Here is an 11,211-nt window from a genome sequence, read left to right as displayed (position 1 = left end):
CACAGTAGCCACTCAGAAATCGGTTCCGACTCGCCTTGGACTGCACCCCGTCAAAATCCCCCCGCATCGAGAGCTCCGGGTATCGAAGCTGAAGCGGTGAGTGGAACAGATCACCGGTCACGACAGCTTCGGTCCGATGACGTCCAAGCTGCACAACAAAATGGTCGATCGTGTGACCAGGCGTCGGCTCCAGCCGGACATAGTCGTCCAGCACATGGTCGCTGGACACCGCTTCGACCATTCCAGCAGCGACCACAGGTAGCACACTATCGACTATCCAAGGCAGTGGCTCAACCGTGCTCTTCGCCTCCCAGAACCCGAGTTCCTTTGCCGAAAAAACATATCGCGCGTTGGGAAACGTCGGCACCCAGCGGCCGTCGAGCAACCGCGTATTCCAGCCGACATGATCGACGTGGAGGTGGGTGCATAGAACGTAGTCGATATCCTCAAAGCCGACGCCAGCAGTCGCCAGAGCCCGCACGTAGGCATCGGTCTTCAACTGGTGCCAGAAGGGCCATTTCGTCCGCTCCTTGTCATTGCCGACACACGTGTCGATCAGAATAGTATGATGCGGCGTTCGGACGAGGTAGGACTGCAAGGCCAAGACCAGTTTGCCGGAGACTGGATCGATGGCGGTTTCATAAAGCCAGTCCTTGTTGGCCTCCACCATGGCGGGCGTAAGTGTGGGAAAGAACGTGAAGGGATCGAACAGCGGCTCTGTGCTCTCGATGACTTGGTCTACACGCATATCCGTCAAATGAATCGGCATGGCTGGCTCCTACTTGGGGCGCTGCACGGTCTCTAGGGTCATGCGGCATCCGCCCATATCATGCCGCCCCCCAGCCGGTCCGACAACGCACGTGCGGCTTGTAGGAGTGGCGCCGCCATCTTGGTGCTATTGTCCTCTCCGAACCTCGTGATCGGCCCGGACAAACTCAAGGCGCCCGCCAGCCTGGGTCCTGCAGCAAAGACTGGCACCGCCATCGCCGCCGTCTCGGCATCGCGCTCCCCAAAGGAGCGTTCCGGCAGCGCGGACAGCGCCATCCTAAGTCCACCCGGATCCCCGAGTATTTGCTCGAACCGCTGCAGGACGTGACCCGCCGCGCCCTTCTGTAGGCTCAGCAAGTCGCCCTCGTGAATATGGTCACGGATTCCATGCAGTGAATCCTCGCGGAACAAGCACACCCTCTGATGTCCGGCTTTGGCGAAGAATGATGAGCTCTCGCCGGTTTGGCGCAGCAATGTCTTCAGCACCGGGCGGACATGGCCCTCCAGCCGGAACGAGCGCGCATAAAGGCTGCCCAGCCGCATCAACTCAGCGCCAAGGCCGTACGTCTTATCCGATTGCCGCACCAGATACCCAGCCTGCTCCAACGACGCGGCAAGGCGAAGAACCGTACTTTTGTAGAGACCTGTCAGCTCCGAAAGTCGCGTCAGGCTGACGCTGGTCTCTCCCTCGTTGAAACAGGTGAGGAGGGACAACGCACGATTGACAGCGTCGACGCCGCTGGCCCGTGGCTTCGGATCACAAACTGACACGACAGGATCTCCAATGGCGGAGCTTGCGTAACGGTCTTGACAGCCCCGTACCTGACAGAGTGATATTCTGAAACCGAGTTCTGCACAACAGAACTGGTGGAGTGTCCGGGATGAAACAATATCAGCTTGGCGCTGGAACTCGGGGGCAAACCTCCAGCATTGTCTTGGACGACGCCGACATCGATCAGGCTGTGAAGGGTGCGATCTCCGGCATAGTCGGTGCTTGCGGGCAGACCTGCATGGCCGGCTCCCGTTTGTTATTGCACGAGGCCATTCACGACGCTTTCGTCGGAAGGCTCCGATCAACCAGCTTCACGACCCTATTTGGGGGTTACAAGAACAGCGCGATCGGGCGTGAGGGTGGAACCGACGCGATCAAGGAATACCTGCAGACCAAGAGCGTTTGGATCACGACCCGCCCAAATCGCGCCAATCCCGTCGTGCTCGGCTAATCGTCGATGCACTCGACGCTGCAATCACAGCAGAGCCCTTGTCGCTTCAACGCCCACGCAGCCCGGCGCAAATGAGCGCATCTGCTGCCATGCCATTGGCCGGCATCAAGGTGTTAGATTTCGGCCCCACTGTCATGGGCCCGTCATGCGGACTCATTCTAGCGGATCTGGGCGCCGACGTGCTGCGGATCGAGCCATCGCCCCACGGCGACCCCATGCGCCCGCTGCGCGCAACCGGCTTCTTGCTGCCCACCAAACTGCCGGGGCCAATGACGGCGATGCTGCCATGACTGCCCATTCGCATCGGTGCGCAAAGCACGACGCTGCGAAGCGATCCACCTGCGATCGGACAGGATACACGTGCCGTGTTGGAGAGCTTGGGGCTGGATGCTGCCGCTATTCAAACCTTGGTCGATCGAGGCATCGTCGTCACGCCAGGCTAATCTTCAAACGAATAGGCTAGGGAGGGCCATAAAAGAGTGAGCAAGACCCAAACGGATAGCGACCTCGTCATCGTTGGCTGCGGCATCGCCGGGCTCAGCGCTGCGGTATCCGCGCTGCAAGCCGGTCTATCGGTGACCCTTCTGGAGCGTGCGCCGGAGCCCGATTTTGGCGGCAACACGCGCTGGACCGAAGCCTATTGCCGAATGAAGAACGAGAGCGAGATTTCTGACGATTTCGAGGAACATTTTGCCGCCAATGCCGGCTGGAATGTCGATCCCAACGTGCTGGCCGCCGTCAGCGAGCCCTACGAGAATTGGCCGGGCTACGTAAAGGCACACCCGTTCCCAGACCCCGAGGTGATTGCAACCTTCGCCGATCGCGTCCCGTCCACCGTGGCTTGGTTGAACACCTTCGGGCTGCGCTTCGAACCCCAGCCGATTTACCTGCTGACGCAGAACACCACGCGGATTGCCGCGAAGGGCGGCGGCCTCGCGCTGATCGAGCGTCTGATGCAGGAGGCCAAGTCGCTCGGGGCGACGGTGTTGTTCGAGGTCACGGCCATCGACCTGCTGCGCGACGATACCGATCGCATCGCTGGCATATTGGCCGTCGAGAAGGACGGTGGCCGCCGCCGTATCTGGGCCCGGTCCGTCGTACTGGCATCCGGCGGCTACGAGGGCAACCAGGAGATGCTGACCCATTATCTTGGCGCACGCGCCCGGCATATCCGGCCCGTCGCCCGCGGCGGCTACTACAACAAGGGGGAGGGCATTCGCATGGCCCTTGCAGCGGGCGCTGCCCCAGCCGGCGAATATGGATCCTATCATGCCGAGCCAGTGGACCCACGCTCTCGCATGGCGGAGGCGGTGGTGTTCATCTGGCCCTATGGCATGCTGGTCAACAAGCACTGTCAGCGCTTCATCGACGAGGCGTCGGCGACCGTGGATGCAATCTACGACAACGTCACCCGCAGCATCGCCGATCAGCCGGACGGCATGTCGTGGGTGATCTTCGACTCCAAAGTGGAGGAAATTCCCCGCTGGAAAACGAGCATCCGGTCGGACCAGCCTGCGATCGAGGCGCCGACGCTGGAGGCGCTTGCCCACTCGCTGGGCCTGCCGCCTGACGCACTGGCCCGCACCGTGGCAAACTTCAACGCAGCATGTCCGCCTGAGGACGGGGAGTTCACGCCGTTCGGCATCGACGGTCGCGCCACCACCGGGCTAACCCCGCCCAAGTCGAACTGGTGCCGCCCGATCGATAAGGCACCATTCCGCGCCTACCCGATCATGTCGGCCAATTGCTTCACTTTCGGCGGCTTAAAGGTCAACAATGACGCCCAGGTGCTGGATACAGATGGGCGCGTCATCCCCGGCCTGTATGCGGCTGGCGAGACGGTCGGGATCTATCACCAGGTCTATACCGGCTCCACATCGGTGCTGCGCGGGGCGGTATTTGGCCGCCTCGCCGGCCAACATGCTGCGATGACGATGCAGGCGCGGGTCTAGGGCGGGCTCCGTGGCCGCCACCGACTGGACGCGCCAAGTCCACACCTCTGCGGGCACGCGCCGGGTCGTCGATATGGCGCGCGTTGCAATGCACTTGCCGGGGCTCGCCTCCGCACCACCGACGACCGTGCTGTTCGCCGAGAGCATCCTTCGCCATGGCGGTGACATTGCGGCCGTGGCAGCCCTTCTGGCGGCGGAGGGAGAAATTATCTTCCGGCCCGGCCGTGTGGTCATGCAGGATTACGCCGGGCTACCAGCACTGTTGGACCTTGCCGCCTCGCGCAACCTCGCCGCGGCACAAGGCCGTGACCCGGCGCATGTGCAGCCGGCCTGCCCGGTCGACCTCGTCGTCGATCATTCGATCCGGGCCACCGCCACCGGCCCCGGTGCGGCCCTGAAGAACCTGATGGAGGAGCATGCCACCAACGCGGAGCGCTTCAGCTTCCTCCGCTGGGCAGAGGCAAACATCCAAGGGCCTCCGCGTGGTGCCACCCGGCAACGGTATCGTTCACCAGGTCAACCTGGAGTCACTCGCCCAACTGGTGCTCGACCGGGACGGGTGGATGTTTCCCGATACGCTGATCGGGACCGGCGGCCGACCGTATCCGGGCCAAAACTGCCCCATCACCAACACGGCCAATCCGGCTGCCATGGTGGCCGCAGGCCCGCGGGCCCGCAACGCACTCGCGCACGGGCTACGCGGTGGCCCACGGATCAAGGCATCGCTCTCCCCGGGCTCGCTGGCAGTCAACGGTTATTCGGATGCGCTGGGTCTGCTCACCTCGTTACAGGAGGTTGGGTTCTGGTTGGCCGGGGGCATGTTGCCCTCGGCTGCTGCCGCAGGCGTGCGTGAAGCAAAAATAAAAGGGGAACCGTTATCATGTTGACGAGACGAACTGCATTAGTCGCTGCGGCGGGGTTGGCAATGACGGCCCCCAACGGCGGCGCAAGGGCACAATCCACGAAACTCAAACTGGGGGTGCTCAACGACCAGTCCGGCGCCTATCGTGGCAATGGCGGTCCGGTATCGGTCGCCTGCGCCCAACAAGCGGTGAAGGAGTTCGCCGCAGCCAGCGGTCTGAACGTCGAGATTGTTGTGGCTGATCATCAGGGCAAGGCCGACGTGGCACTGGGTATCGCTCGGCAATGGTTCGACCGCGACGGCGTCGACGTCGCAATGGATTTTCAGAATTCCGCCATCGCCTTGGCCGTCGCCGGGCTGGCGAAGGAGAAAGACAAAGTCGCGCTGGTGTGTAACTCGGGCACGACCGACCTCACGGGCAAGCAGTGCTCGCCCAACACGCTGCATTGGGCATACGACACCTACATGCTCGCCAAGGTGACCGGCGGCGCGTTGACGAAATCGGGCGGTGATACATGGTTCTTCATCACCGCAGACTACGCCTTCGGTCATGCGCTGGAGAGCGATACGGCAAAATTCGTGCAGCAGGCCGGTGGCAAGATCCTCGGCAACGTCAATATGCCGTTTCCAAGTGCCGACTTCTCCTCGGCGCTGCTGCAGGCTCAATCTTCCGGCACGAAGGTTGTCGGCTTCGCCAATGCTGGCACCGATACCGTCAACTGCATCAAACAGGCAGCGGAGTTCGGGCTTGTGGCTAACGGCATCAAAATGGCCGGCCTACTGCTCCAAATCAACGATATCGGCGCGTTGGGGTTACAGGCCGCTCAGGGCCTCTCACTTGCGGAGACATTCTATTGGGACTTGAACGAGCGAACTCGCGCTTTCTCCAGCCGGGTTTCACCCGCGACATCTGGCGTCATGCCGAATGCGTCCCAAGCCGCATGCTACTCCGCAGTCGTACATTACATGAAGGCTGCTGCGGCCATGGGACCCGGGGAGGCAAAGAAGTCCGGCGCGGCGATGGTTGCCAAAATGAAGGCGATGCCGGTGGACGATGATGCGACCGGCACGTGTACAATCCGTCAGGATGGGCGGGTGATGAATGACGCCTATTTGTTCGAGGTAAAGAGCCCGGCTGCTAGCAAGAAGCCGTGGGATTACTACAAATTAGTCGCCACCGTGCCGGCGGCAGACGCATTTCGATCGCTAGCGGACGGTGGGTGCGCATTCATCAAAAGCTGACGCCCAAGCAATCAGATGACGGCCTCGAACGATGGCTCGATTGCGATGGCTGCGAGGTCTCGACGCTTATTGGGACCTCGCCACGTCTCAACAGAAATCATCGGATAGGCCACCGGCAATCACCGCGCCACGGGACCTATCCAGCGATCGCAGCGTGCCCGACCCGCGGCCCGAGACGATCGGCACGTTCCCCCAGCGACGCGCCGAGTGCCACGGATATGTCATGCGCGGCTTTAACGACGGCAGGGGCATGGGCCTTTATGTGCTTCGGCCGAAGCCGGCTCGCGGGTCCCGAAATCCCGACCGCGGCGATGATGGTCCCGGACCTGTCGGCAATGGGCGCGCCAATCCCAAAGACATCAGCCCGCCATTCGCCGCGATTGACCGCATAGCCGCGCGCTCGGATCCGGCCGCATTCCTGGATGAGGCCTTCCACAGTCGCAATCGTGGTCTCGGTAAACGGCGTCAGGGACGGCCCAAGCGATGCCAGACTCGCGGAAGGAAGATGCGCCAGCAGGGCCTTGCCGGTGGCGACACTCCAAGCCGGCGCCCGGCCGCCCACACGAGAATAAGCACGTACCGCGTGCAAGCTCTCGATCTTGCTGATGTAAATGACCTCCGCCCCATCGAGGATTGAAAGGTGGACAGTCTCGCCGGTGGAGGCCGCCAGTTCGCTCATTGGTCCGCTCGCGACCTTCGACAGGTCCAACCGGGCAACGACGAGCGAGCCCAATTCCCACAAGCGCGTCGTCAGAGTGTAGGTGCTATCGCTTGGATTTTGGGCGACGAGTTGGTGCACCTGCAAGGTGCCGAGCAATCGATGCACATTGCTCTTCGTGAGGCCGAGTTCTGTCGCCAACCCGGTAATTCCTCTCGAGGATTCGCTACGGGCCAGGGCTTCGATCACCTGAAGACCCTTCGTGAACGCCTTGTCCATCGTTCTGCAGTTTCCAGAGTTTCAGCCAATCCAGAATGGCATTCTAAATTAGACACCGGTTCGCCCCACAGGTGTCAAGCCTGCAGCAGGCCGAAGCGGCGACCAGCTTGTCATCCTCCTGTCCGGCTGCTTTCATAGAATGCTATTCTAAATCCAAGAAGAAAACACGATGCCGGTGGTTGAAGTCAGGGCGCAGAACGAGACGTTGGTTGCCAGCATCGGCCGTCCCCTGCGAGGCAACGCCCTGGATCATGCAACGGTGGAGGCCTTGCATGCTGTTTTCGACCGGGTCGACGCGCACGAATGCCGGGTGCTCGTCTTGCAGGGCGAGGGACGTCATTTTTGCACTGGGTTCGATCTCGGCGGTCTGGAAGAGGCCAGCGACGCCGACTTGCTGCATCGATTCATCCGGATCGAACTCCTGTTGCAGCGTTGCTTCCGCGCGCCCGTGCCCACCATTGCCGTTGCACAGGGGAAGGTCCTCGGCGCCGGTGCCGACCTGTTCACCGCCTGCGATCATCGCTGGGCTCTGCCCGACGCGACTTTCGCATTCCCCGGAAGCGGCTTCGGCCTCGTTCTGGGCACCGCGCGGTTAGTCTGGCGCATCGGTGCGGATGCTGCACGTGACCTGATATGGTCCGGCCAGCCGATCGATGCGTCTCGGGCGCTGCAGTTGAACTTGGCATCGAGGATCGTGGATCCCGCTGCCCTCGATGCTGCTCTGCAAAACCCTGTCGGTAGATTACCAGACCGACCGACATTCATGTCGATGCGCCCAATCGTCAGTGCGTCTGATGACGATGCGTCCCTGGCCCATCTCGTGCGTTCCGCAGCGCGCCCGGGATTGCGGCAGCGCATCATCGATTATCGCCAGCAAGTGCGCGCGGAGCGCGTGGCTACGGTTGACACTCCACTGCCCGAGTAGCTAGGACTCTCGCCAGAGAACAGCGTTCCATAATATAGAATAACTGGGAATGCCCATGATTATTGGCGTCAGCCGTGCGGCGGAGCCCGCATCGCCGCGTATCGCATCCGCCGCGACGATACGCACACTCGTGTCACCTGCATCGATTGCCGTCATCGGCGCGTCGGACGACAAGACGAAGTTCGGTGGCCGCGTGATGCATTACCTCTTGAAACACGGCTTCGCCGGGCGCTTGCTGCCGATCAATCCGAACCGCGAGACGGTGCTGGGGCTGCCCGCCTATAAATCGGTTTCAGCGGCGCCGGAGCCACCGGATGTCGCCATCATCGCCGTCCCAGCAGGCGCGTTGCTGGCGCAGGTCGAGGATTGTGCGGCCGCTGGGGTGGGCGGCTGCATCGTCATCACCGGCAAGTTGGGCGAGGCCGATGCTGCCGGGGCGGCCCTGGAAGCCAGTCTCGTCCGTGCCGCGGCGAAGACCGGTATGCGTCTCGTCGGGCCCAATTGCCTTGGCATCATCAACCCGATCGATGGGGTGGCGCTGACATCGTCGCTCGCCATGGAAGTCGACCGATTGACGCCGGGCACCGTTGGGATTGTGAGCCAGAGCGGCGCATTGATGGGTACGCTGGTGTCGCGAGCGCTGGATTATGGCACGGGATTCAGCCGTTGCATCTCGGTGGGCAACCAGGCGGATCTCGAACTATGCGATTTCCTCGAATATCTCGTTGATGATGACGCGACGCAGGTGATCTGCCTGTATGTCGAGGGGCTGAAGACGCCGGACCGCTTCTTTGCCGCCGCCCGGCGTGCTTGGGCGGCGGCCAAGCCGATCCTGGTGGTCAAGGCCGGGCGGACCGAGGAGGGCGCCCGCAACGCACAATCCCACACGGCCAGTTTGGCGGGGTCGTACAAAGGGTTTTTGACCGCATGTGACGCGGCGGGGGTCGTGGTGATGAACGACCCGATATCCATGGTCTTCGCAGCGGACGCCCTGGCACGGTTGCCACGCCCATCCGCGCCAGGGCTGGGCATCGCCGCCATCGCGTCATCCGGGGGCAGCACCGCGAATTTCGCCGACCAACTCGCCGGCACGCGGCTGCGGCTGGCCACCATGTCACCAGAGACCCGCTTCGCAATCGAAGCCTGGGCGCCGGCTGCGCATGTCCATATCTCGATGGATACTGGTTCGTTCGCCAAAGGCACCTCCGCCGAGGGAATTCAGGCGGTGATCCGCGCGTTCATGGCCGACCCGGCGATCGGTGCGATCGTCTATCCGATGACGACCTCGCCGCGGATGGCGGAATATGCCGCCCTGTTGCCAGCGCTGTCGCGAGAAGGGGGCAAGCCGATCCTTTTTACGATGCTGGCGGGTCAGGTGGGTGACGATGCCCGGGCCCAGCTGAAGGATATGAACTTTCCTTACTTCGATCGTGTCGCCGACGTCCTCACCACGTTGCAGGCGATGGACGATTATGCTCAGACACGGGTGAAGGGCCTGGCTCCCCCGGCAACGCGGCCGCCGGGCGCCGGCCCGGCGCCGCAGGCGCCGTTCGTGCAGGGCACGCTGACGGAAACCGAAACCAAACGCCTGGTGGCCGCCTACGGCATTCCGGTCACGCGCGAAGCACCGGCACGAAATGCCGAAGCGGCGGTGCAGGCGGCAGAGGCGATCGGCTACCCCGTGGTTGTCAAGGGCGTGGCCCGGGCGATTAGCCACAAGAGCGACGCCGGGCTTGTGCAGGTGGGGTTGCCCGACGCAGCGGCCTTGCGGGCGGCTAGCATGCAGATTTTCGCGATCTTGGACCGCATGGCGCCGGGCACGCACGAAGGCATTGTCGTGCAGGAGATGGTCCATGGCGTGGCGGAACTGATCGTCGGCACCAAATACGATCCAGATTACGGCCCCATGGTGCTGGTCGGTTTCGGTGGAATCCTCGTGGAGGTGCTGCAGGACGTCCAGTTGGCCGTCGCGCCGGTTTCACCCCAGTCGGCATTGGCAATGTTGCAGCGATTGAAGTTTTGGCCGGCGCTGCAAGGCGTTCGCGGCAAACCCTCCGCGGACGTCGCAGCTGCGGTCGATGCGCTATGCCGCCTTTCGTGGCTCGCGGCGGATATGGGACCGCGGCTGCTGGAACTCGACATCAATCCATTGATCCTTCGGGCCGCAGGGCAGGGCGCGATTGCTGCGGACGGCCGCGCCACTGTCAGCGGAGATGGATCCGCCTAGCGCGGCCGATGCGTCCTGAAACCACGGTCGAATATAAGATCCCACTCCGGGATTGACGTTCCAAGACAAGACGATGCTTGACACTGCCAGGCGCAAGGTGTGTCCTTGATACTATAGAACACCGTATCGTTGCTTGGAACCGGCCGAACGATCAAGGTGACCGACGAACGTTGGGGAGACAAGCTGGACGCAAGATCCGGCTGTGATGACATGCATGGGCAAAACGTCGAAGTTCCCAAGTCCAGGTCTCATCGTATTGCCCGTGGGCGGTTCTGCCGCGGCTGACAATTCACACATGATCGCTCTCGGCTACGACGCAGCACCATGTGCTGCCGGCGCGACACGGGCGTTCCCAATGTGTGACGGTAACACCCATGGCGCTTGAAATCGCAATGCACCAGGCGACCAAGACGTTCATCACCGATGGGGATGAAGAGGTTCGTGCGTTGGAGCCAGTTAGCCTAACGGTGAAAGCCGGCGAATTCCTAAGCTTGGTCGGCCCTAGCGGCTGCGGCAAGACGACGTTGTTGCGCATGGTGGCAGGGTTGCTGCCGATCACAGCGGGGCAGATCAGGGTTGGTAACCGCGTGGTCATCCAACCCGATCGCAGGGTCAGCCTGGTGTTTCAGAAGCCGACTCTGCTCCCGTGGCGAACGATTCTGGAGAATTGTCTGCTGCCAAACCAGATCATGCATAATCGCAGCACGGCGGATGTGCGCGCCGACGCGGATCATCTTCTCGCCCTCACCGGCTTGAGCGGGTTTCGGCACCGCTATCCGAGCGAACTGTCCGGCGGCATGCAGCAGCGCGCCGCCATCGTGCGGGCGCTGATTTCCGAGCCTGAAGTGCTGCTGATGGACGAACCCTTCAGCGCCTTGGATGAATTCACCCGCGAGAACCTGAACGAAGAACTGAGTCGTATTCAGGCCCGGACGCGCACGACGGTCATCTTCGTCACCCACAACATCAGCGAGGCTGTCTTCCTATCGCACCGCGTCGGCGTGATGGCCCCCCGCCCCGGGCGGTTGGGCACAGTCATCGACGTGCCGGATTACCCCGATGAGCGGCCGGGTTG

At 62.4% G+C, this 11,211-nt stretch carries 11 protein-coding genes and 1 pseudogene; 9 read left to right on the top strand and 3 right to left on the bottom strand.

Features of this window, described 5'->3' with window-relative positions:
• A partial coding sequence (locus GSQ76_RS22625) for an MBL fold metallo-hydrolase (protein WP_158746372.1) occupies nucleotides 1-769 on the bottom strand: 769 nt, incomplete at its 3' end.
• Between the two features lie 38 nt (nucleotides 770-807).
• Nucleotides 808-1,539, bottom strand: coding sequence for an IclR family transcriptional regulator (locus tag GSQ76_RS22620; RefSeq protein ID WP_158746371.1), 732 nt, complete (start codon nucleotides 1,537-1,539; stop codon nucleotides 808-810).
• Between the two features lie 110 nt (nucleotides 1,540-1,649).
• Between GSQ76_RS22620 and GSQ76_RS22615 the strand changes: the two genes are divergently transcribed.
• The 6 genes and pseudogenes from GSQ76_RS22615 (at nucleotide 1,650) to GSQ76_RS22590 (ending at nucleotide 6,047) form a co-directional block, all read left to right on the top strand.
• Nucleotides 1,650-1,991 (top strand): aldehyde dehydrogenase family protein, encoded by a 342-nt coding sequence (locus tag GSQ76_RS22615; RefSeq protein WP_158746370.1) that lies wholly within the window; start codon nucleotides 1,650-1,652, stop codon nucleotides 1,989-1,991.
• A gap of 71 nt (nucleotides 1,992-2,062) precedes the next feature.
• Nucleotides 2,063-2,281 carry a CoA transferase gene (locus tag GSQ76_RS22610; RefSeq protein WP_158746369.1) on the top strand — a complete coding sequence of 73 codons (219 nt, stop codon included), beginning with the start codon at nucleotides 2,063-2,065 and terminating at the stop codon, nucleotides 2,279-2,281.
• A 189-nt stretch (nucleotides 2,282-2,470) separates the two neighbouring features.
• Nucleotides 2,471-3,943 carry an FAD-dependent oxidoreductase gene (locus GSQ76_RS22605; RefSeq protein WP_158746368.1) on the top strand — a complete coding sequence of 491 codons (1,473 nt, stop codon included), beginning with the start codon at nucleotides 2,471-2,473 and terminating at the stop codon, nucleotides 3,941-3,943.
• 73 nt (nucleotides 3,944-4,016) lie between these two features.
• Nucleotides 4,017-4,397, top strand: a pseudogene (locus tag GSQ76_RS32845) (aconitase family protein); the annotation flags it as partial.
• 28 nt (nucleotides 4,398-4,425) lie between these two features.
• Complete coding sequence (locus GSQ76_RS22595) at nucleotides 4,426-4,830, top strand: hypothetical protein (RefSeq protein ID WP_158746367.1); 405 nt, start codon at nucleotides 4,426-4,428, stop codon at nucleotides 4,828-4,830.
• Between the two features lie 38 nt (nucleotides 4,831-4,868).
• A complete protein-coding gene (locus GSQ76_RS22590) occupies nucleotides 4,869-6,047 on the top strand; it encodes an ABC transporter substrate-binding protein (protein ID WP_254070578.1) in 1,179 nt (392 codons plus the stop codon).
• Nucleotides 6,048-6,183: 136 nt separating this feature from the next.
• Here GSQ76_RS22590 and GSQ76_RS22585 read toward each other — a convergent pair whose 3' ends face one another.
• The gene (locus GSQ76_RS22585) at nucleotides 6,184-6,984 is read right to left on the bottom strand and encodes an IclR family transcriptional regulator (protein WP_158746365.1); all 801 of its coding nucleotides are present in this window, start codon (nucleotides 6,982-6,984) and stop codon (nucleotides 6,184-6,186) included.
• Nucleotides 6,985-7,153: 169 nt separating this feature from the next.
• Here GSQ76_RS22585 and GSQ76_RS22580 point away from each other — a divergent pair, with 169 nt between their 5' ends.
• The 3 genes from GSQ76_RS22580 to GSQ76_RS22570 form a co-directional block, all read left to right on the top strand.
• Entirely contained in the window at nucleotides 7,154-7,909 is a 756-nt protein-coding gene (locus GSQ76_RS22580) for an enoyl-CoA hydratase/isomerase family protein (protein WP_216851232.1), read from the top strand.
• Between the two features lie 49 nt (nucleotides 7,910-7,958).
• On the top strand, nucleotides 7,959-10,136 hold the full coding sequence (locus tag GSQ76_RS22575) for an acetate--CoA ligase family protein (RefSeq protein WP_158746364.1): 2,178 nt from the start codon (nucleotides 7,959-7,961) through the stop codon (nucleotides 10,134-10,136).
• A 374-nt stretch (nucleotides 10,137-10,510) separates the two neighbouring features.
• Nucleotides 10,511-11,211: ABC transporter ATP-binding protein (locus tag GSQ76_RS22570; protein WP_158746363.1), on the top strand; the 701-nt coding region annotated here is incomplete at its 3' end.

The organism is Acidisphaera sp. L21, from assembly GCF_009765685.1.
Classification (GTDB): Bacteria; Pseudomonadota; Alphaproteobacteria; order Acetobacterales; family Acetobacteraceae; genus LMUY01.
Note: the sequence above shows the minus strand (reverse complement) of the source record. Positions and strands in the feature narration are given on the sequence as shown.

What these genes read in the sequence shown, in the direction of transcription:
- GSQ76_RS22615 (WP_158746370.1), top strand. Translation starts at nt 1,650, where the DNA reads ATGAAACAATATCAGCTTGGCGCTGGAACTCGGGGGCAAACCTCCAGC.
- GSQ76_RS22575 (WP_158746364.1), top strand. Translation starts at nt 7,959, where the DNA reads ATGCCCATGATTATTGGCGTCAGCCGTGCGGCGGAGCCCGCATCGCCG.
- GSQ76_RS22585 (WP_158746365.1), bottom strand. Translation starts at nt 6,984, where the DNA reads ATGGACAAGGCGTTCACGAAGGGTCTTCAGGTGATCGAAGCCCTGGCC.
- GSQ76_RS22610 (WP_158746369.1), top strand. Translation starts at nt 2,063, where the DNA reads ATGAGCGCATCTGCTGCCATGCCATTGGCCGGCATCAAGGTGTTAGAT.
- GSQ76_RS22590 (WP_254070578.1), top strand. Translation starts at nt 4,869, where the DNA reads ATGACGGCCCCCAACGGCGGCGCAAGGGCACAATCCACGAAACTCAAA.
- GSQ76_RS22580 (WP_216851232.1), top strand. Translation starts at nt 7,154, where the DNA reads ATGCCGGTGGTTGAAGTCAGGGCGCAGAACGAGACGTTGGTTGCCAGC.